The sequence below is a fragment of the Zhongshania aquimaris genome (genome assembly GCF_019312595.1).
Lineage (GTDB): Bacteria > Pseudomonadota > Gammaproteobacteria > Pseudomonadales > Spongiibacteraceae > Spongiibacter > Spongiibacter aquimaris.
Genome location: NZ_JAHWDQ010000001.1, coordinates 75,581 through 95,772, shown reverse-complemented (window position 1 = coordinate 95,772; position 20,192 = coordinate 75,581). Strand labels below are relative to the sequence as shown.

Sequence of the window (20,192 nt, the reverse complement as noted above, 5' to 3'; positions counted from 1 at the left end):
ACCTGGGAGTTATAGAACGATTGAAGATATTGGTTGACGAAAATATTCCCGCGGCTGTGGCGTGTTTTTCCCAGTTTGGCGAAGTGCAGCAGGTCAATGGCAGGCAATTAACGAAGGACAGCATTGGCGATGCGGAGGTCTTAATTGTTCGTTCCGTCACCAAGGTTAACGAGAATCTTCTAGCGGGTAGCGGCGTTCGTTTTGTAGGTTCAACTACCATCGGTACAGACCATCTCGATCTAAGCTATTTACACGCCAATGATATTCACTACTGTAATGCCCCTGGTTCAAATGCAGAATCCGTTGTGGACTACGTTCTCAGCGTAATATGCCGTATCGATAATGTACTGGACCGTCTACTCGCGGGAGCAACTGTGGGCATTGTCGGTTACGGTAATGTCGGCCGTCGTTTGGGCCGTCGTTTAAGTGCTTTGGGTATCACTTGCCGTGCCTATGATCCACTACTAGATCAAAGTCAGTTCCCTGAGTTATGTAGTTTGGAAGAGGTGATTGACAGTGATTTGTTGTGTCTGCACGCGCCATTAACCCGCGATGGTCCTTTTCCAAGCTACCATATGATGAGCGCAGACCAGCTGTGTGCGATGCCTAAGAATGCGGTGTTGGTCAATGCTGGGCGGGGAGAGGTGGTGGCGACCGAGGATCTACAGCAACTTATTGCGCGACGGCCAGATATTCAGTTGGCCCTTGATGTTTGGGAGGGGGAGCCTGATTTCCCTGTCGCCCTGGCTTCGGCTTGCCGCATCGCAACGCCACATATTGCCGGCTATAGTGCCGATGGCAAGTTAACGGGACTAAATATGGTCGCGTCAGAATTGGCGGCGTTTTTAGGCGTGCAATTGGCGTCTTTTGATAAGCCTGATTATGTCACTCACGCTGCTCCCATATACTGTGACGGAAACGACGTAGCTGATTTCATTCGTCGCACGGTTGCCTCTGTCTATGACGTCGAGGAAGATAATCTGCGCTTTCGCGCAATCATTCAGTCATCTGCACGGGGAGAAGCGTTCGATCTCTTACGCAAATCCTATCCTGTTCGCAGAGAGCTTGCGTTTAGTGATCTAACAGTCGGCAACGCTAAATTTTTATCGCTGCTAAACGCTCTGCAGAGCGGTAAGTGAACATCTTAGTAACGTGTCTATTGGACAAATTAGCGGTGATTTAACCGGGTTTTGAGGGTTTAATGTTTAAACTTGGGATTGTGGTTAACCCCTTTGCGGGCCTTGGAGGCCCCATGGCAATGAAGGGAAGCGACGGACTGGATCTGTCTCGTGTTCACGCCGAGGACTTGGGCCGATCTGCGGCGCGAGCTTTGCGATGCTTGGAAAGAATAGCTGAGAGTGGCATTGAAGAGTTGACCGTGTATGGCTTTGCCGGTTTGATGTCCGCCCAAAGCGCAGCGAATGATGTTCCCCGTATTGCTGGACTTCCCTTTATTTCCGTCGGCCAGCCGGCTGATCCTAATCTGACGACTAAAGTCGACACCCAGGAAGCGGCGCAGGCGATAGTGAAAGCCGGTGTTGATTTGCTGTTATTTGTCGGTGGTGACGGCACCGCTCGTGACATATTTACTGCGGTAGGTACGCGTATTCCCTGCCTTGGTGTGCCAGCGGGAGTGAAAATGCATTCCGGCGTTTACGCCGTGAGTCCCGAAAGTGCGGCAGATATTGTCGTTGCCCTGATCACCGGCAAATTGGTTGAAGTTTCCCAGCAAGAGGTCAGGGATATTGATGAAGAGGCGTTTAGGGCGGGCACGGTGCGTTCTAAATACTTTGGCGAACTAACTGTGCCGATTATCGGCGGATTTTTACAGCATGTAAAAGCGGGCGGTCGCGAACAAAAAGAGTTGGTGCTAGCGGATATTGCCGATCATATTATCGAAGAAATGGACCCCGAATCGCTTTATGTCGTCGGTCCCGGCAGTACTACCGCCGCGATTATGGCGCAGCTCGGTCTAGACAATACCCTGCTGGGTGTAGACCTCATCGCTAATTTTGAGCTGCAGGCCAGCGATGTTAATGCAAAGTTATTAATGCAGGCTATCACTGACCACCAAGGGCCACTTAAAGCGGTAATTACCGCCATTGGCGGGCAAGGCCATATTCTCGGGCGCGGAAACCAGCAACTAACGCCGGCGATAATTAGGCGAATCGGTAGAGACAACTTCATTATTGTCGCAACGAAAACAAAGATTACCGAGCTAAACGGCCGCCCATTATTAGTTGATAGCAATGACCCGGACGTAGATCGAGAGTGGCAGGGTTTTATTAAAGTGGTGACCGGCTATCGGGATAGCGTCATGTATCGAGTCAGTGCCAGCGGTGAGTGAGTTTACGCGTTTCACCGATATTTGTGAGTTTTCTGATTGGGCGTTAACAGCTGAAAATGGCGCCCAGCGGCTGTTTCATGGTCGTGGCCAATGCTTTGCCGGCTTTGAATATTTCACCGTAGATTACTTTCAGCCAATACTTTGGATTGTCTTATATCGACAGCCGGATGAGGTGTTCTGGGCAGAGTTTTGCGAAGCTTTAAAAGCTCGCTTTAGTGCTTGCTGCGATGCAGCGGTGGTTCAACGGCGTTACGAAAAGACCGCGCCGATCCATTGTCTATGGGGTGAATGTCCAGAAAGGATATTTGCAGAAGAGGGCGATTGCAGATTTAAACTCGACTTAAGTAGCAAGCAAAATATCGGCTACTTTATGGACATGCAGCCGGCGAGACAGTGGCTTGCTGAGCGGGCGGAAGGAAAGCGCATACTTAATCTGTTTTCATACACCTGCGCTTTTTCCGTCGCCGCTGAACAGGCTGGCGCTGGGAGTATTGTTAATATCGATACCAGCAGACCCGCACTGCTGCAGGGGCGCGAAAATCATCGACTGAATCCGCCATCTAAGCAGCCTGCGGATATAACTTACCTAAGTCACGATATTCTTAAATCCTGGGGTCGTTTAAAAAAATCTGGGCCCTTCGATATTGTGATATGCGACCCGCCATCGCGACAGCTAGGTAGTTTCGATGCAATTAAAGATTATCGTAAATTGGTGCGTCAATTTCCGGCACTGTTAGCAGATGGCGGTGACGTCTTAGTTTGTTTAAATGCGCCCTATCTGGGGCAGGGCTTTCTGCAAGACTTGATGGCTGAGGATTGCCCTGCGGCCGAGTTTATCTCTCGTCTTGAGGGGCGGGCAGATTTTCCGGAAGCGGATAGTGATGCGGCCTTGAAAGTGATGCATTATCGGCTTTAATAAAGCTCGATATTTTAGCTGTTTGATTCTGCTAAACGCGGAAAAGCGGATAAAAGCCGCGAATGTTTGTCGAATTTTAATTGGCTATTCGACTATAGGTTGGCACGGTGTATACGGGAACGACCATACTGCACTGAACTCCTAACACTTTTGAGAAGGCAATAACGTATGAAGATAAATACCATAAACTGCCTGGCTTTGATCACTGTCGTTTTCACGCTAGCTGCATGTGGACCGATGGCCGAGGATCAGACTGCAGTGGCTATTGAAGCCTTTGCAACTGAAGCGCCCGCCGGGGCTTATCACGTTGATCCTAGCCATGCTGATTTGTCGTTTCGCGTTAATCATTTGGGGTTTTCTTGGTATACGGCGCGCTTTACAAACTTCTCTGCTGATCTTCATTTTGATCCGCTTAAACCAGCAGAAATGAACGTCGTTGCCACCATTAATTCGCGTTCGCTGGTGTTGCCATCACCACCGGCGGATTTCCTCGATACCCTGTTGGGGGCCCAATGGCTGGATGCGGCTCAGTTTCCAGAGATTAAATTCAGTTCGACACGGGTTGAGCCCACTGGGGAAAACTCGGTGCGGATTACTGGGGATTTAAGTTTGCATGGGGTTCGCAAACCAGTTGTGCTCAACGCGGTCTTTAATGGAGGCTACGCTGGTCATCCCTTAGATCCGCATGGGCGGATTGGCTTTTCGGCACGGGGGAGTTTTAAGCGATCTGATTTCGGGATTTCCTACGGTATTCCAGAGCCGGGATCGACGATGGGGGTGGGCGATAACATTGAGGTGATAATCGAGGCTGAATTTACCGGACCTCCACTCACGCAAGCAGGCGAGGGAAGAACACCGCAGCCGTAAGCCGGCTGCGGTGATTGGATAAGCGAGCTAGGCTTGTTTACTTAGTAAAAGTTGCTTGCGATAAGAGCCTAAGAAATTGGCGAACCGCTCAATGGCATCTGCCAAATCGATCTTATTTGGCAAAAACACAATCCTGAGGTGATCCGGCTCATGCCAGTTGAAACCGCTGCCTTGTACCAGCAGGATTTTTTCTTGGTTCAGCAAGTCCAGTACCAACTGTTCGTCGTCACGCACTGGGTATACCTCGGGGTCAAGGCGAGGGAACATATAAATGGCGCCGGCGGGTTTAGTGCAGCTCACACCGGGGATTTCGTTTAGCATTTTATGAGCGAGGTCTCGCTGCTCAAGCAGTCGTCCACCAGGCAGGATCAGCTCATTAATACTCTGATAACCACCTAGCGCTGTTTGAATGGCGTGTTGGGCCGGTACGTTGGCGCAAAGTCGCATCGAGGAGAGAATATTCAGACCCTCGATATAGTCTGCAGCACGATCTTTCGCACCAGACACAATTAACCAGCCGCTGCGGAATCCCGCGAGACGATAGGCTTTGGATAAACCGTTGAAGGTTAAACACAGAATATCTGCTTTCAGGCTGCCAATCGGGATGTGGACGGCGTCGTCGAAAAGAATTTTGCTGTAAATTTCATCGGCGAACACCACTAGCTCGTGCGCTTCAGCGATTGCAACGAGTTGCTCAAGCATCTCGCGGCTGTATACGGCGCCGGTCGGGTTGTTCGGGTTGATAATGACAATGGCTTTGGTATTCGGCGTTATTTTGCTAACGATATCGTCAATCGACGGCTGCCAGCCATTATCTTCCTCGCATATGTAGTGCACCGGGGTTGCGCCTGAAAGAGATACTACAGCGGTCCATAGCGGGTAGTCTGGGGCGGGAATGAGTACTTCGTCCCCCTGGTTCAGTAGGGCTTGTGTTGCCATGCTGATGAGTTCACTGGCACCATTGCCCAGATAAATATCATTTACGCCAACACCGGGAATGCCTATTTTCTGGCACTCCTGCATGATCGCTTTGCGTGCACTGTAAAGACCTTTTGAATCGCTGTAGCCCTCGCTGTCAGGCAGCATGCGAATCACGTCTTGAATGATTTCGTCGGGTGCATTAAAACCAAAAGGCGCAGGGTTACCAATATTCAACTTCAGAATACGGTGGCCTTCTTCTTCTAATTCATTGGCGCGTTGTAATACCGGCCCACGAATTTCATAGCAGACGTTGTTAAGTTTTTTAGATTTTAAATGCTGGCCCATGTCCTGCCTTCTTATGCCGGCAGCATGCCGGAGTTTTTGTGTTTAGCTGGCAAAGTCTTATTGCGAACTGTGTTAATCATCTTGTGTGTCATTTAAAGCGGTATACACTAAGGTCACTTATAGGCTTTAAACGGCGTAGCAAACAAGTATACGTGTTCAAAGGTGGCTAGGTGGAGAGGTATTCGTGGAAAAAGTAGTGAAATCTGAACAAGAATGGCGGGAACTTCTAACAGACGACGAATTTTACGTGTGTCGGCAGAAGGGCACAGAGCGAGCTTTTACCGGCGAGTATTACAATGAAAAATCGACTGGTAATTATGTGTGTCGCTGTTGCGGGCAGGCCTTGTTTGAATCGGGCACCAAATATGATTCCGGTTCTGGCTGGCCTAGTTTTTACAAACCTGTCGACGAAGACGTCGTGGGAGTAAACCGCGATGTGAGCCACGGCATGGTTCGTGAAGAAGTGGTGTGTGCACGCTGTGAGGCGCATTTAGGTCATGTTTTCCCTGATGGGCCAGAACCGACTGGATTGCGTTACTGTATCAACTCCCTTTCTTTGCGATTAGAGGAGTCAACTGATTGAATTGTGGCCAAGTTGACTGTTAAGTAAGCGATTTATGGGGTTTTTTTGCTTTTTTGCGATTAACTGTAAAAAGCGACTTGACGGCGGGGCCTAAGGTTTCTAGAATTCGCGCCACTTTCAGACGTCAAGTGACTCGGAGTCTGGAAGGTTTGCGGCGTCCCCTTCGTCTAGTGGCCTAGGACACTGCCCTTTCACGGCAGTAACAGGGGTTCGAGTCCCCTAGGGGACGCCATTATTCTGCGATGTCGGCATCGCCGGCAACGCTAAGAGAGAAGCAGAAATGCTTCTCTTTTTTTTTGTTGTTTTTCCTCTATTTAGTGCCAAAATGGCCTTGACGGGGTGGGGGAGTCACTCTAAAATTGCGCCCTCTTTCAGGGACAGCAGTATCGCTCTGAAAGGCTCGCGGCGTCCCCTTCGTCTAGTGGCCTAGGACACTGCCCTTTCACGGCAGTAACAGGGGTTCGAGTCCCCTAGGGGACGCCAATTTCTACGTTACAGCGCGTAGAATAATGTCAGCAAAATGCCTGCCACGGTGCTGTTGACAGCTTAAAGAAAACTTTTTACTATGCGCCGGTCTTTGAATAGGGGCAAAAAAGTGTTTCTTATCAAGGCTGTACGGTTATTTATTTACTTGAGGTAAATATTAAAACCGGAGTTTGCGGGAATAGCTCAGTTGGTAGAGCGCAACCTTGCCAAGGTTGAGGTCGGGAGTTCGAGCCTCCTTTCCCGCTCCAAATTTTAAAAAAGCGAAGCTTGTGCTTCGCTTTTTTTTCGCCTGCTATTTTGATCAGTGCATATTAAAAACTTGGGCGCGAAGGTTTCTATAGCAGCCATTGGCTTCGCTGTTGCAGAGCTCATAATAGCGCTCTTCTAAATCCTGGTATTTTTGTATTTCCTCGTCGCCCAAGTAGTGCAGGCAGTCACCGCCAAAAAACCATAGCAAGTCGCGGTGCAGCTGCGGTGTTATATCCGGATAGTGACTGACGATTCGAGTGATAATTTGCTGGCCGATGAGTGCACAATCATCTCCCGCAGAAAGGCTAGCATCAAGCTGTATAAATAAACTCAATAATTCCTCGTTGCTTTCGTCGCTGTGCGAGGGGTGGTTTGGCACTGCCTTTAGGCATAGCGCCTTAAGTGCATCATTTAGCTGGTGGTAATACTCTAAACGCGTCGTCACTGTGTCTCCATTTGGCGTAGATTTCATACTTAGGTGTATTCCACTTCGTGGCCGTGGCAAAATAGACGGCTTTCATTTTCAATTTACCGTCGGTAGTAACAAGTCAGATCGGGCGTCTTGCAAAAAAATGAAGCTATAAGCCTCGATTTTTGCTGCAAAGTTCCAAAAGATCTCGCTGCCGAAGTGCTTGAATACATTTAGCTATCAATAATTTTAGGCGAATACTATGGCAATTGCCCTGCAAATTAAAGGATTGCGTAAAGTTTACGACAATGGCTTTGAGGCACTAAAAGGTATTGATTTAGAAGTAAAAGAAGGCGATTTTTTCGCTTTGCTCGGCCCCAACGGCGCGGGAAAGTCGACAACAATAGGTATCGTGTCCTCGCTAGTAAAAAAAACGGCAGGGGATGTGCACGTCTTTGGACACTCCATTCAGACTGATTTGGCCGCGGCCAAGCGCCAGATCGGAGTTGTTCCGCAAGAGTTTAACTTTTCTAACTTTGAATCGGTCTGGGATATTGTCGTAAATCAGGCGGGTTATTACGGGTTAAGCAGGGCGATTGCGGGCGAGCGCGCCGAGAAGTATCTAAAAAAGCTAGGGCTCTGGGATAAACGCGATGTCGCGTCGCGGATGCTGTCTGGTGGTATGAAAAGGCGGTTAATGATAGCGCGAGCGCTCATTCATGAACCGCGCTTATTGATTCTTGATGAGCCTACCGCCGGTGTCGATATTGAGTTGCGGCGCTCAATGTGGGAATTTTTAACCGAGATCAATCGCAGCGGTACAACGATTATTCTCACTACCCACTATTTAGAAGAAGCGGAAAGTCTCTGTCGCCATATTGCGATTATTGACGGTGGTAATATCGTAGAAAACACCAGCATGAAGGCGCTGCTAAAACAGCTTCAGAAGGAGGTATTTATATTAGATACCCGCGATACTATTAGTCCCGACCTCGCTATTGAGGGCTTTGATACCCGCTATTTAGACGAGCATATGTTCGAGCTTGTGCTGAATAAAGGCAGTTCGCTCAACGACGTTTTCTCCGCTTTAGCTCAGCAAAATATGGTTATCACCAGCATGCGGAACAAGGCAAATCGCTTGGAAGAGTTATTCGTGTCGCTATTAGCTGCTAAGTAAGCTTGGCGTTTTAAATTTAGGCTTGCCGGCGAAAATCGTCGACACAATGTGGATGGAGTATTAAATGACATTAGCAGAGCAGTGGGTGGCGTTTTACACCATTGTCCGCAAAGAAATCCGCCGTTTTTTGCGTATTTGGATGCAGACCCTATTACCACCAGCGATCACCATGTCGTTGTATTTTGTCATATTTGGCGCGCTTATCGGCTCGCGAATTGGTCAGATGGGCGGCTTTAGCTATATGGAGTTTGTTGTTCCTGGTTTGATTATGATGTCGGTCATTACCAATGCCTACTCTAATGTGGTGTCCTCATTTTTTGGTGCGAAGTTTCAGCGATTTGTAGAAGAAATTTTAGTGTCACCGATGTCAAACAACACGGTGTTGTGGGGTTTTGTAATCGGAGGCGTTGCTCGCGGTTTGCTGGTCGGTCTGATCGTAACGATGTTGTCCCTATTCTTTACCAGTTTGAACATACAGCACGTCGGCGTCACTATCGCGATTGTATTAATGACCTCAATTATGTTCTCGTTGGCGGGCTTTATTAATGCAGTCTTTGCCAATAATTTTGACGATGTGTCGATTGTGCCTGTGTTTGTATTAACTCCGCTTACCTATCTTGGTGGAGTATTTTACTCAATCGATTTGCTCCCCGATTTTTGGGCAGGTGTGTCGCGATTGAATCCCATGCTTTACATCGTTAATGCCTTCCGGTATGGCGTACTCGGTGTGTCTGACGTCAATGTGACTACCGCATTTTTGATGGTTGGCGGTTTCACTCTGGCTGCCTATGCCTACTGTATGTATTTGTTGTCCAGTGGTACGCGTCTGCGTCAGTAGAGAGGGCGTTAAGTGACTAAGCATAGCGGCCACGGGCCACTCGGTGAAAAGGTTAATTATCCGAACCAATACGATCCGTCTTGCCTTCATCCCATTTCGAGGAAGCAGGGGCGGGATGGGCTGGGCATTGACGCGACGATGCCACTGCCGTTCGCTGGCGTCGATATTTGGAACGCCTATGAGTTATCTTGGTTAAACGAGTCGGGAAAGCCGCAAGTCGCGTGTGCGGAGTTCCGTTTTCCTGCTGATAGCCCGAATATTATCGAATCAAAATCGCTTAAATTGTATTTAAACTCCTTTAATCAGAGCCGTTTTCGTGATGCCTCTGCGGTTCAGCAAACGCTGGCGGAGGATTTAAGCGCGGCTAGCGGTGCGGTAGTGCAGGCAAGTGTGTTTACTCCTGATCGGTGGGGCGAGGCCTACCAAATTGCCAAGCCTGAGGGCGAATGTCTGGATGATTTAGATATAAATCCATTCTGCTACGCACCAAATGCTGAGCTGCTTGAGGTTAGTGGTGATGCAGTTTACAGCGAGATACTTTATAGCCACTTGCTGCGTTCGCGCTGCCCAGTAACGTCGCAGCCCGATTGGGCGAGTCTAGAAATCCGCTATCGCGGCACAAAAATTAATCGCGAACAGCTATTGGCCTATATCGTCTCTTTTAGGGAACATGATGAATTTCACGAGCATTGTGTCGAGCGGATATTTAGCGATATTAGTCGGCGTTGCGAGCCAGAATCCTTAGCCGTTTATGCACGATATACACGGCGCGGGGGCTTGGATATAAACCCTTGGCGCAGTAGTGATCCTGTCTTTGATCCGCCCAATAGTCGTGGAGTTCGTCAATAGTTGCTGGCTTGAATGCATTGTTTGCGGGCGATAAGTAAATCACCGGATAGGCTAAATTCCTGAAAAGGGCATAATGACATCATTCCTAGATTGAATGAGAGTCGCAATGCTGTTAGCAAGCTATCTACTCGGTTTCGACAATAAAGACAGCGTAAAGCACCTCGCAGTCGACAATATTCTGCCCGAGCAACTGGATTGTGTTGAGATGCGTCTGTTTTCTCGGGGCCGTTGTGACGACTCTGTTACGGAGGTTGTCGATCTCATCATGCTGTTTGCCGACGCGCCTGCACCCAATAATATTGTGTGCTTACCCTCACTTCCTGACAATGCGGTAAAACACCTCCTTGCTGGAAAGCCACTACAGGTGATTGATTTTGCTCACGGTCGAAAGTTATCGCTGGTCTATCCACTTGATCAGCAGCGTTGTGCCTAGCATGGGGTATATGCAAAGAAGTCGCCCGCTAGAATCGAACCACTACTCAGTACATGGGCCGCAATCTACTATTACGCTTTGCATACCAGAGAGGCGGGTGAGCTATGGCCCCAATTTCAAAGCGCAGATTCCTGAAAGCATCGGTGACCGCTTGGGCGATGATTATCGCGAGCTTGTCGGCGCGGACCTTTTAAATTACTTCATTGAACTAGGTGAAAATTTAGCGAAGTAATCTCGCTTGTAACCTCATCATCCGCGATAGAAAGCGACAAATAGTCGCTGCTTAATATGCCTTCCTTGTTTATCATGTGAACTCAGATTTTAGATGGGTGGGGTAAACAGTGTCCGATTCAACGCGTCGATCAGCATTTATTACAATGCTGGACTTGCAGAACCGTATGAACAGCAAAGTAAATGTCGATTGGATGGCTCGGGGTAATGCCTGGTATCGCGCGGCGTGGATCGAGTGCGGTGAGCTTATGGATCACTACGGCTACAAATGGTGGAAGAAACAGACCCCGGATTTGGCCCAAGTACAGCTTGAAATAGTCGATATTTGGCATTTTGGGATGAGTGCCTTGTTTCGCGAGGGGGTAACCGTTGAGACGCTAGCAGATGAGATTATTGTCGCGCTTGACGGTCATCGTGTGAGCGAGGCCGGTGTGTTGGAATCTACCGAGGCCTTGGCCGAGTACTGCTTGCGTAGCAAAGGTTTTTCGGTGCCGCTATTTTGGGATTTGATGGCTGCTGCTGAATTAAGTTTTGACGATCTTTACAAGCAGTACGTTGGCAAGAACGTATTAAATTTTTTCCGCCAGGATCATGGCTACAAAGACGGTAGTTATATAAAAAATTGGCAAGGTCTGGAAGACAATGTCCACTTGGTTGAGATACTGGCTAATGCGAATGTCCTCTCTCCGCAATTTGCTGATGATGTTTATCAAGGTCTCGCGGCAAGGTATCCCAAGGCCTAGGTGGAGACGGTAATGTCATCGGACAAGCTATCTACGTCGGCACTCGCTAAGCAGGGAGAAATTCCCGTTCAGCAGCTATTTTCGGTGCTTAAAGATTATGGTTGGATACGCAAAGTCGACGATGGCTGGGTGTTGACAAGCAAGGGTGAGTTTGAGGGTGGTAGTTACCTAACTAGCAAGCGTTACGGTCGTTATATTGTTTGGCCGCAAAATTTGCTAGATCATCAATTATTTAAGGCGATGGAGAGCACCAAACTCCTTTCCGCCACGGCACTTGGCCGTTCAGAAGGGCTCAGTGGTCGCGAGTTGAATCGCGTTCTTGTCGAGTTAGGCTGGTTAAAGCCCAGTACCCGTGGCTGGGAGCTTACTAAAGCGGGGGGGGCGCAAGGTGGTCAACTTTTTGAAAATCAGCAAAGTAGCCTGAGCTATGTGTTGTGGCCCGAAGATATTCGCAGTCGCGAGCCATTCACGCGATTATTGCGTGAGTGTCAGATTGACGAGCAGGCGACTGATGATTTATTTGAGAATAAAAATGGCACCTGGGTCTCTCTAGATGGTGTTACGTGCAAAACGCGGGAGCACTGCCAAATCGCTCAGTGGCTTTACCTTGCCGGAATTCGCTACAGTATTTATCGGCCATTACCGGTGGATGAATGTCAGCTAAGCGATTTTTATTTGCCAGAGAGTGGCGTGTGTTTGGAGTATTGGGGCGCCGGCGAACACTCTGACGCTATTTCGGCGCGGATGCGCCGAGCTGAGTTATGCAAGGAATTGAATTTATCGGTGCTGGACATTCACCCGGAAGATATGCCGGTATTAGATGATTATCTTAGTCGTCATTTGCAGCAGCTTGGTGTGGACTTCTACTAGTCCAAAATGCAGCAGATTGGTGGCATTTTTAGCTAGCGACCATACTCAATCTTTATCGCCTCTGCCAAGGCTAAGTCCTTTGCGGAAAGACCGCCGGCGTCATGGGTTGTTAATGCAATGGTAACGGTTTTGTAGACGTTGCTCCACTCGGGGTGGTGATCAATCTTTTCAGCGCGAATCGCAACGCGTGTCATAAACGCAAATGCGCTGATAAAATCATCAAATTCAAAGACGCGATGTAATTTCTCGTCTTTTAGCGCCCATCCGTCTAAGTCTTTAAGCGCATTGCTAATTTCTAAATCGGTTAGCTTCACCGTCATGGCTTGACCCTTCTTTTTAAATACACTCCACATTCCATATGATGAGTGTACGGGAACTGGTCGAAGAGGGCGAAGGCATCGACGTCATGAGTTTTGGTTAATATTTGCAAATCGCGATGTAGCGTTTCTGGGCTGCACGATATATATACGATCTTATCGAAGCCTGAAATTAGCAGGCGGGTATTTTCGTCGAGGCCAGCTCTTGGCGGGTCAACCAGCACGTGGCTGATATCGTAGCTGTCTAAATCGATGTGTTCGAGTCTGCGAAAGCTGCGCTCTTTATTTAGTGCTGAGGTGAGTTCCTCGCTAGACATTCTTAATATGTCGATACTTGTGACGTTATTTAGCGCAAAATTTTCGTGTGCCGCTTTTACCGAGGTCTTTGAGATCTCCGTTGCCAACACCTTTCGGAATTGGGCAGACAGGGGAATGGTGAAATTGCCATTGCCGCAGTACAACTCGAGCAAGTCGGTATCAGGGTTTTCGCCAACCTGCGCTTTTGCCCAACTAATCATTGTTGCATTGAGTTTGCCATTCGGCTGGGTGAATCCGCCTTCATATTGATTGTAAACATAGTGTTCGCCGTCTATCGCTAAATTCTCAACGACGTAGTCGCGGCCAAGCACCAGTTTTTGCTTTTTGCTGCGGCCAATAATTTGAATATCCAGTTCGCTAGCTAATTTTTCTGCCAAGACTTGCCATTCTTCATCCAGACGGCGGTGGTAAATAAGACTTACCAACATATCGCCGCTGAGGGTGCTGAGAAACTCCACTTGAAAAAGACGCTTGCTTAGCATCACTTGGCGATTAAGTTTTTCCAGCAATACTGGCATTAAATCAAAGATGCTTTTTGATGCGACAGAAAATTGGTCTACACGAATCGGCGTTTTGGGTTCGGCGGGATCGAACATGGCGTAATACGCCGAATCTTTGTCGTGCCATAAGCGAAATTCTGCGCGCAAACGGTAGTGGGTAGGCTCAGAGGGAAAAACAGTGGGTTTAGGTAAGGCTAAATCGCTAAATAGGGCCGTTATTCTCGTTGTTTTGTCGTCGAGAATGTTCGGGTAATTGTCTATGTCTACGGGGTTGATATTCATAAATTGTCCGGCGGTATGGCGCTTTTCAGCGTGATGCGAGGCGAGTGCGGTCGCGGTTCTTCCAAATGTTATCAGCGCGATCCAGACAATGCTGCTGATCAAGTTCGGGCGATTGTAAATGTAGAGCGATTGCGATGGTGCCAATTATCGCCAGCTTGCCATACTCTTCAACCTTATCTTCTCGCCATGCATTGACTAGATCATCGATGTTTAGTGTTTCTTGTTTATCTTGGCGGCCATCAATCAATTTTGGCCACTCGACTTCAGATAGCTCGCCACAGTGAACCATTTTCACCCTGCAGATTGCTTCTGGTTTGCGCTCAGCTTCGCCGGCCTCGCCTTTAAACACGGCTGCGTGAGCCTGGCCGAGCATGGCCGCCGCCTGTTGGTGGTTTTCGGCGTAGGCGGGGTGGAAGATGCTTTGCAGAGAGTAGGGCGCGGCTAGGGGATTTAATAACCTGGATAGTGTGTGTACCGGCGAGCGGAGGCCAAACTCATTGCGCAGGTCTATCATACGCTGCAGTTGTGGGGAAAAAGCCGACAAAGGCAGGTAGGCGAAGTTGCTTTGATCCAATTTTTCGCTTACGTCTTGCCAGTTTTTCGCTGGGCTTACACCCATGCTTTCAAGCACGTATTCGCTATAAACTCGCTCGGCGGTGTGGCCGGCCGCGCCGTGCATAAAAACCCGCACACCACTGTCTGCCAGCGCGAGTGCCGCAAGTAAGTACCATGGTAATTGACGACGTTTGCCAGCGTAGCTTGCCCAATCAAGATCGACTGGTATTGACGGTGCAGAAACGGTGTCTCGGACTGCGCGAACGAACCCCGCCAGCTCTTGATAGCTTTCTTCTTTTACGCGAAGCAGCATAAGAAAGGCGCCAAGTTGTACGTCTTGTACTTCTCCGCGCAAAATCATTCCCATTGCTTCACGGGCTTCGTCTTCGGTTAGTGAGCGCGAGCCGGTTTTGCCTTTGCCAAGAATACGCACATACTGCGCGAAGGGGTGTTCTAGCGACATGTTAATACTCGCATTGTATTAGAGGCAGTTGTCCGGTCGCGGTAGGCCAGCAACTTTGCTGAGAATTTTTGCTGGGCTGCCGGGAAAGTGTTGCAAGAAATAAAGGCTGTTTCCTTTGTCGACACCGAGTTCGAACTTGGCGTATTTTATCAGCGGGCGCATGGCGGGGGATAGGCCAAATTTTTGGTAGAACTCTTGTACCAATGAAATCAATTCCCAGTGAGTGTCGGTCAGTTGAATGTCGACAGTTTCCGCTAGCGCTGCCGCGACGTCCGGCGACCAATCGTCTAAATGCTTTAAAAAGCCATCTTTGTCGGTGGCGATTTCTTTTCCGTGTACGACGAGGTGGGTCATTTTACCAGCTTAAACATTGGCTATGTTCTGCGCACAAATCGACGAACTCTTCCATTGTGACAGCGCTTACATTGCTGGCAGCAATAATGCCCCTTCGCTTTAGATCATCGTCCAAAGCGTGCAGGGCGATGTCGGCGTTAACGCCACTGAGTTGCCTGCACGCTAAGACGGCGGCGTCCTCGATGAATATTAATGAGTCCGTCTCGATTAAGAGCGATTGGCATCGGCTTAGGCTCTCTGGGCTGTTTAATATATGTAGGCGCATTAGAAGCTCTGAATCCGATCAGCTGAAGCCATTAATGCCTGAAGATCCGACGGTGAAATTGCAGTCGCATGGGCCAGTAAACTTTCTTGATTGATGCAGCGATCGTCACGATCCGTCGCTAGGTAAAATATGTTTTCTATGTCGTACAGGGGCAGGGCACTAATTACCCCGCAGTGTGGCTTTGTCTCAATGCTGCTGGCGTCCTTGCTACTAAGAAGCTGGTAAATACCATCTTGTAGAAACACGAGGCTAATCTTTTGGTCGAAGGCCGCCGTCGCTAGCGCCATATCTAGCGCCTCTCGTGCTAGGCTATGCCCATAGGCTTGGTGAGTAAATAGATAGAGGAAGTGCATTTAATTCCCGAATCTTATGATGCGATCAGCGCTTATGCAGGCGTCTACCCATTGACCAAGACCACCTATGCTAAATCCCTCAGCCATATTGTGGCCGCCAATCTCGTAGCGTTGCGCCTCTTTTTCGTCGATGATGCCGCGTTTAAGTGCACTTGATACACATACTACTAAGTCAAGCTCGTGCTCTTGCTGCAGCTGTTGCCACTGATCCGGTAAGGCTTTTTCATCTTGTGGTGGGGTGATGTAACTGTTTGCACAGTGCACGCCGTCATTAAAAAAGAAAACGCGGTAAATTTGGTGCTGACGTGCAAGAACTGCTTTGCAAAATCGCAAGGCGGTGGCGCTTGATTGATCTGAATACGATTGGCCCGTAACCAGAATAGCAAAACAGAGGCTCATAGGAGCCTCTGTTTTAGAGTTTGCATAGACTTATTGCTTTGGCGCTTAGTCATCGCCGCTAAAAACACCTAATAAGTGTAAGAGGTGAACAAACAGGTTATAAATATCTAGATATAGCGCGACAGTGGCCCGAATATAATTGGTTTCGCCGCCGTGAATAATGCGGCTCGTATCAAACAAAATAAGGCCAGACATAATAAATACAGCAGCTGCAGATATCGCCAGAGATGCCGCAGGCACTTGAAAGAACAGGTTTGCAATGCTCGCGACGACGATAACTAGCAGGCCGATCATCAAGAAGCCGCCAAGGAAGGAGAAGTCCTTACGAGTCGTCAATACATATGCCGACAAACCAAAAAATACCAAGGCCGTGCCGCCGAGCGCTTGCATAACAAGCTCACCGCCGTTTGGTAGCGCTAAATAGGCTTTTAGCATGGGCCCAAGCGCAGCGCCCAATAAACCAGTGAACACAAATATGGCGACGATGCCTTTGCTAGAGTCTGCTGTTTTGTGCACCACGAAAAGCATAACAAAGCCGAGAATGGATAGCACAAGACCGGTACCGTGGCCGATGTTCATTGCCATCGCCAGGCCGGCGCACATTGCGCTAGTTACCAGAGTCATGCCTAGTAATAGGTATGTATTGCGAAGTACCTTGCTCGTTTCCAGCGCAGGCATTGATCCCGCGTGTGTCTGAAAAACTGATTTATCTTGCATGTCTTACTCCGTTAATTGCCAAATAAAATTCTGATACCGAAGGCATATCATACTGGGTGTGGAGTGACTTGCAAAGAAAGATCGGAGGATACGAGAATGGGGATAAAGTGGCGGAGGGGCAGGGATTTGAACCCTGGGTTGGGATAAACCAACGCCGGTTTTCAAGACCGGTGCAATCGACCACTCTGCCACCCCTCCGCAGCAGTTGCGAATTATACATAGCTTGTTTAGCGAAACAAGCAGTATTATAAAAAAGACTTATAAATCAGTTTGATGACGTTCTGATTGGATAAAATTTAGGCAAAAAAAGCCCAGCGTTTTAGCTGGGCTTACGTTTACTCCTTTAAAGAGTGCTGGCTTCAGTTGCGTGGATCGTTAACCGCCCGTGGTAATTTTGGACGGCTTGGATCTGGCAGAGCCATAATGGCGCCATCAAGTACCGGTGGTGTTGGCTTGGCAGTGGTAATCTGTAAGTTCTGAACCGGTTTTGGTGCGATACGCGGATCATTGGCTGCGCGTCCAACCGGTTTCACTTTTTCTACCGTAGCGGTACTCACGGGCTCAGCCGCTTTCGCAGGGGCAGGTTTGGGCGCAGGTTCTTTTGCTTCTTCGGCGACAGGTGCTTTTTCTCCGGCGGGAGCTGCTTCAGCGACTGTTTCTTCTTTTACAACGGCAATCGCTGCTGATTCCTCAGTAGCTGTACTTTCAGCTATTGGGCTTGCAGTTGATTCTTCCGCTGCCTGTGGCTCTGAAGGCGTTTGTGGCTCGGAAGGTGCTTGCGACTCAGCTGGGGGCTGAGTTGCGGGTGTGTCCTCTTTTGCGACTTCGTTGGCTTTAGCTTCAGTCTGCGCAAGAGTATCTGTGCTTACGCTTTTTACCGGCTTAGTATCTTCGGCCGTCGGTGTTGCATTACTTGTCTCGGTAGCTGAGCTTGCCGGAGCGTCGCTAACTTCAGCCCGTGCGTCGGTATTTGCCTGGCCGCGTGAGCGGTTTGCGTTGCGGTTTGGCCTCTTGTTTTCTTGTTCGCCGGTGGCGGGCGTGTCGTTGATTACTGTCTGGCTGTCGGCGCTAGCTTGATCTGTCGCTGAATTTTCTTCTGATACTGGCGCGGGCGTACGCTTACGCTCCTGAGAGTTGCGCGGCTTGCGGTTCCCTGGGCGGCGTTTAGGGCGATTGCCATTCTCAGTTGCCGGATTTTGCTCAGGGCTAGCTGCATCGCTGCCAGTCACTGTTTCAGGCGCAGGGCTGCTTTCTGCCTTGTTGCCGCGATTATCAGTGACTCGGTTGTCGTCGCGGGGTGTGCGCTCACGTTGATCTGGATTGCGGCGGTTGCGGCCACCACGGTTGTTATTTCTGTTACCCGAGCGGTTGTTGCTGCGATTATTATTGCTGCTGCGAGGCCGCGGCGCCGGTGTTGGCTCAGGTTCTGGCTCAGGCTCTGCGGATTTAAATAATCCGCTCAGTGACTTGGCTAATTTGCTAAAGAAGCCTTCGCTGCTTTCTGTTGTGCTTTTGCTTTCTACTTGCGTTTTTTCGCTACTTGCCGCTGCCACAGGTGCTGGGCCTTTGGGGGCTAAGGTGCGAACAACGGCCGCTGCTATCGGCGCGCTTGAGGTAACTTCATCCAGCGCTTCTGCCTGAGCTTCCATTTCGGAAACAATTTTGTAGCTGATTTCTTTTTCGTCGCCAATATCGCTTTCGCGTAAACGCATTACTTCAAAATGCGGTGTATCTAGTGCGGGGGTTGGGATCACGACTACGCGGACACCGCTGCGCTGCTCTACATCATATATCGCTGTGCGCTTTTCGTTTAATAAATATGACGCAACATTGACGGGTACGATAACGCGAATTTCGGCGCTTTTCTCTTTATTGGCCTCTTCTTCAACTAGGCGAAGAATCGATAGTGCCAATGAGTTGGTATCGCGAATAGTGCCTTGGCCGCTGCAGCGTGGACAAACCTTTGCGCTGGTTTCACCGAGTGAAGGGCGAAGGCGTTGACGGGACATTTCGAGCAAGCCGAAGCGCGAAATACGGCCGATTTGAATACGTGCGCGGTCTGGCTCCATGGCATCGCGTACGCGATTTTCGACTTCGCGCTGATTTTTAGCCGCTAGCATGTCGATAAAGTCGACGACGATGAGGCCGCCGATATCGCGCAAACGTAACTGACGCGCAATTTCATCAGCTGCTTCCAAATTGGTTTGCAGCGCGGTTTCTTCGATATCGCCGCCTTTGGTGGCGCGGGCGGAGTTGATGTCAATGGAAACCAAGGCCTCGGTCGGGTCAATGACTATTGAGCCGCCAGAGGGTAGCTGTACTTCGCGCTGGAAGGCGGATTCGATCTGGCTTTCTATTTGGTAGCGATTAAATAGCGGGACTTGGTCTTTATAAAGTTTGATCTTGCTTTTGAAGTGCGGCATGACCTGCTCAACAAAGTGCATGGCTTCGTTGTAGGACTCTTCGGCATCAATCAGAACTTGGTCTATATCGTCGCGTAAATAGTCGCGAATAGCGCGAATAATCACGTTGCTCTCTTGCAAAATCAGGATGGGCGCTTTGCGCTCTTCAGAGGCTTGCTTGATCGCAGACCACAGGTGTAGAAGGTAGTCTAAATCCCACTGTAATTCTTCAGAGCTGCGGCCAACGCCCGCTGTACGGACGATAACGCCCATGGAATCGGGTATGTTTATTGAGCTGAGTGCGTCGCGCAATTCGCTGCGTTCGTCACCTTCAATACGGCGAGAAATGCCGCCGGCGCGAGGATTGTTAGGCATTAACACCATATACCGGCCAGCTAGGCTGATAAAGGTGGTTAGTGCGGCACCTTTATTGCCGCGCTCTTCCTTCTCCACTTGAACAATGACCTGCGTGCCTTCTTTTACCAGATCTTTGATCTTGGCGCGGCCGCTGACATCGGATGGGTTGCGGTAGAAGTATTCTTTAGAAATTTCTTTGAGGGGGAGGAAACCGTGACGCTCAGCACCAAAATCAACAAATGCGGCCTCTAGGCTTGGTTCTACACGGGTAATAGTCCCTTTATAGACGTTGGCTTTCTTTTGTACGCGGGTGCGGTTTTCTATATCCAGATCAAATAAGCGCTGGCCATCTACGAGGGCAACGCGCAACTCTTCTGGCTGAGTTGCATTAATAAGCATTCTTTTCATGAGCTAAAATCCCAAAAGCCGGGATTTGTCGCGCCACTCGTGCGATCGAGCATCTTCAAGCGTTCTGATGTACGCTGCATTACCTTGTGGGTGCGGCACTGTAAATGCTGCGCTGCACGGGTACATCAGTGTGGCCTACAACCTGGCCCTTATATTCCAGTTCGCTGGGGGTGTGATTTAACAGTCCCGCGCTGGGCGTCTTTCATCTATTACTGTTGGGCGCGTATACACTGCGCCA

At 49.3% G+C, this 20,192-nt stretch carries 23 protein-coding genes and 4 tRNA genes; 15 read left to right on the top strand and 12 right to left on the bottom strand.

What is annotated here, in order from left to right:
* Window positions 1-20 precede the first annotated feature (20 nt).
* From KXJ70_RS00495 to KXJ70_RS00480, 4 genes are all read left to right on the top strand, one after another.
* On the top strand, window positions 21-1,139 hold the full coding sequence (locus KXJ70_RS00495) for a 4-phosphoerythronate dehydrogenase (RefSeq protein WP_219041511.1): 1,119 nt from the start codon (window positions 21-23) through the stop codon (window positions 1,137-1,139).
* A gap of 62 nt (window positions 1,140-1,201) precedes the next feature.
* The gene (locus tag KXJ70_RS00490) at window positions 1,202-2,347 is read left to right on the top strand and encodes an ATP-NAD kinase family protein (protein WP_219041510.1); all 1,146 of its coding nucleotides are present in this window, start codon (window positions 1,202-1,204) and stop codon (window positions 2,345-2,347) included.
* Entirely contained in the window at window positions 2,340-3,263 is a 924-nt protein-coding gene (locus KXJ70_RS00485; protein WP_219041509.1) for a class I SAM-dependent methyltransferase, read from the top strand. The genes KXJ70_RS00490 and KXJ70_RS00485 overlap by 8 nt, the downstream gene beginning before the upstream one ends.
* Before the next feature lie 168 nt (window positions 3,264-3,431).
* Window positions 3,432-4,130 carry a YceI family protein gene (locus KXJ70_RS00480; RefSeq protein WP_219041508.1) on the top strand — a complete coding sequence of 233 codons (699 nt, stop codon included), beginning with the start codon at window positions 3,432-3,434 and terminating at the stop codon, window positions 4,128-4,130.
* Between the two features lie 27 nt (window positions 4,131-4,157).
* Here the strand turns inward: KXJ70_RS00480 and KXJ70_RS00475 are convergent, their stop codons facing one another.
* Entirely contained in the window at window positions 4,158-5,396 is a 1,239-nt protein-coding gene (locus KXJ70_RS00475; protein WP_219041507.1) for a pyridoxal phosphate-dependent aminotransferase, read from the bottom strand.
* A gap of 184 nt (window positions 5,397-5,580) precedes the next feature.
* Between KXJ70_RS00475 and msrB the strand changes: the two genes are divergently transcribed.
* From msrB to KXJ70_RS00455, 4 genes are all read left to right on the top strand, one after another.
* The gene (gene msrB, locus KXJ70_RS00470; RefSeq protein WP_219041506.1) at window positions 5,581-5,979 is read left to right on the top strand and encodes a peptide-methionine (R)-S-oxide reductase MsrB; all 399 of its coding nucleotides are present in this window, start codon (window positions 5,581-5,583) and stop codon (window positions 5,977-5,979) included.
* 156 nt (window positions 5,980-6,135) lie between these two features.
* Window positions 6,136-6,211: transfer RNA gene (locus tag KXJ70_RS00465), tRNA-Glu, on the top strand.
* Between the two features lie 175 nt (window positions 6,212-6,386).
* Window positions 6,387-6,462: transfer RNA gene (locus KXJ70_RS00460), tRNA-Glu, on the top strand.
* A 175-nt stretch (window positions 6,463-6,637) separates the two neighbouring features.
* Window positions 6,638-6,713: transfer RNA gene (locus tag KXJ70_RS00455), tRNA-Gly, on the top strand.
* Window positions 6,714-6,766: 53 nt separating this feature from the next.
* On the opposite strand, the gene KXJ70_RS00450 is transcribed toward KXJ70_RS00455, so the two are convergent.
* Window positions 6,767-7,159, bottom strand: coding sequence for a PA2817 family protein (locus KXJ70_RS00450; RefSeq protein ID WP_219041505.1), 393 nt, complete (start codon window positions 7,157-7,159; stop codon window positions 6,767-6,769).
* A gap of 226 nt (window positions 7,160-7,385) precedes the next feature.
* Here KXJ70_RS00450 and KXJ70_RS00445 point away from each other — a divergent pair, with 226 nt between their 5' ends.
* From KXJ70_RS00445 to KXJ70_RS00415, 7 genes are all read left to right on the top strand, one after another.
* Window positions 7,386-8,300: an ABC transporter ATP-binding protein gene (locus KXJ70_RS00445; RefSeq protein WP_219041504.1), complete on the top strand. Its 915-nt coding sequence runs from the start codon at window positions 7,386-7,388 to the stop codon at window positions 8,298-8,300.
* Between the two features lie 64 nt (window positions 8,301-8,364).
* Window positions 8,365-9,138, top strand: a complete 774-nt coding sequence (locus KXJ70_RS00440; RefSeq protein WP_219041503.1) for an ABC transporter permease — start codon at window positions 8,365-8,367, stop codon at window positions 9,136-9,138.
* Window positions 9,139-9,150: 12 nt separating this feature from the next.
* Window positions 9,151-9,987, top strand: a complete 837-nt coding sequence (queF, locus tag KXJ70_RS00435; RefSeq protein ID WP_219041502.1) for an NADPH-dependent 7-cyano-7-deazaguanine reductase QueF — start codon at window positions 9,151-9,153, stop codon at window positions 9,985-9,987.
* Window positions 9,988-10,093: 106 nt separating this feature from the next.
* The gene (locus KXJ70_RS00430; RefSeq protein WP_219041501.1) at window positions 10,094-10,420 is read left to right on the top strand and encodes a hypothetical protein; all 327 of its coding nucleotides are present in this window, start codon (window positions 10,094-10,096) and stop codon (window positions 10,418-10,420) included.
* A gap of 10 nt (window positions 10,421-10,430) precedes the next feature.
* On the top strand, window positions 10,431-10,652 hold the full coding sequence (locus tag KXJ70_RS00425; protein ID WP_219041500.1) for a hypothetical protein: 222 nt from the start codon (window positions 10,431-10,433) through the stop codon (window positions 10,650-10,652).
* A 145-nt stretch (window positions 10,653-10,797) separates the two neighbouring features.
* Window positions 10,798-11,394: a dUTP diphosphatase gene (locus tag KXJ70_RS00420; RefSeq protein ID WP_219043039.1), complete on the top strand. Its 597-nt coding sequence runs from the start codon at window positions 10,798-10,800 to the stop codon at window positions 11,392-11,394.
* Window positions 11,395-11,406: 12 nt separating this feature from the next.
* Window positions 11,407-12,264 (top strand): hypothetical protein, encoded by an 858-nt coding sequence (locus KXJ70_RS00415; protein ID WP_219041499.1) that lies wholly within the window; start codon window positions 11,407-11,409, stop codon window positions 12,262-12,264.
* 32 nt (window positions 12,265-12,296) lie between these two features.
* On the opposite strand, the gene KXJ70_RS00410 is transcribed toward KXJ70_RS00415, so the two are convergent.
* The 10 genes from KXJ70_RS00410 to rne form a co-directional block, all read right to left on the bottom strand.
* Complete coding sequence (locus tag KXJ70_RS00410) at window positions 12,297-12,584, bottom strand: 4a-hydroxytetrahydrobiopterin dehydratase (RefSeq protein WP_219041498.1); 288 nt, start codon at window positions 12,582-12,584, stop codon at window positions 12,297-12,299.
* Complete coding sequence (gene trmA / locus KXJ70_RS00405; RefSeq protein ID WP_219041497.1) at window positions 12,581-13,681, bottom strand: tRNA (uridine(54)-C5)-methyltransferase TrmA; 1,101 nt, start codon at window positions 13,679-13,681, stop codon at window positions 12,581-12,583. Before trmA ends, KXJ70_RS00410 begins: the two co-directional genes overlap by 4 nt.
* Before the next feature lie 25 nt (window positions 13,682-13,706).
* Window positions 13,707-14,699 (bottom strand): glycosyl transferase family protein, encoded by a 993-nt coding sequence (locus KXJ70_RS00400; RefSeq protein WP_219041496.1) that lies wholly within the window; start codon window positions 14,697-14,699, stop codon window positions 13,707-13,709.
* A gap of 18 nt (window positions 14,700-14,717) precedes the next feature.
* The gene (locus KXJ70_RS00395; protein WP_219041495.1) at window positions 14,718-15,053 is read right to left on the bottom strand and encodes a TusE/DsrC/DsvC family sulfur relay protein; all 336 of its coding nucleotides are present in this window, start codon (window positions 15,051-15,053) and stop codon (window positions 14,718-14,720) included.
* A 1-nt stretch (window position 15,054) separates the two neighbouring features.
* Window positions 15,055-15,318: a DsrH/TusB family sulfur relay protein gene (locus tag KXJ70_RS00390; RefSeq protein WP_219041494.1), complete on the bottom strand. Its 264-nt coding sequence runs from the start codon at window positions 15,316-15,318 to the stop codon at window positions 15,055-15,057.
* The gene (gene tusC / locus KXJ70_RS00385) at window positions 15,318-15,671 is read right to left on the bottom strand and encodes a sulfurtransferase complex subunit TusC (RefSeq protein WP_219041493.1); all 354 of its coding nucleotides are present in this window, start codon (window positions 15,669-15,671) and stop codon (window positions 15,318-15,320) included. Before tusC ends, KXJ70_RS00390 begins: the two co-directional genes overlap by 1 nt.
* On the bottom strand, window positions 15,672-16,070 hold the full coding sequence (gene tusD / locus KXJ70_RS00380; RefSeq protein WP_219041492.1) for a sulfurtransferase complex subunit TusD: 399 nt from the start codon (window positions 16,068-16,070) through the stop codon (window positions 15,672-15,674).
* Window positions 16,071-16,115: 45 nt separating this feature from the next.
* Window positions 16,116-16,787, bottom strand: a complete 672-nt coding sequence (locus KXJ70_RS00375; protein ID WP_219041491.1) for a Bax inhibitor-1/YccA family protein — start codon at window positions 16,785-16,787, stop codon at window positions 16,116-16,118.
* Window positions 16,788-16,895: 108 nt separating this feature from the next.
* Window positions 16,896-16,985 (bottom strand) — tRNA-Ser (locus tag KXJ70_RS00370).
* A gap of 161 nt (window positions 16,986-17,146) precedes the next feature.
* A complete protein-coding gene (gene rne, locus KXJ70_RS00365; RefSeq protein WP_219041490.1) occupies window positions 17,147-19,954 on the bottom strand; it encodes a ribonuclease E in 2,808 nt (935 codons plus the stop codon).
* Window positions 19,955-20,192: the final 238 nt, after the last annotated feature.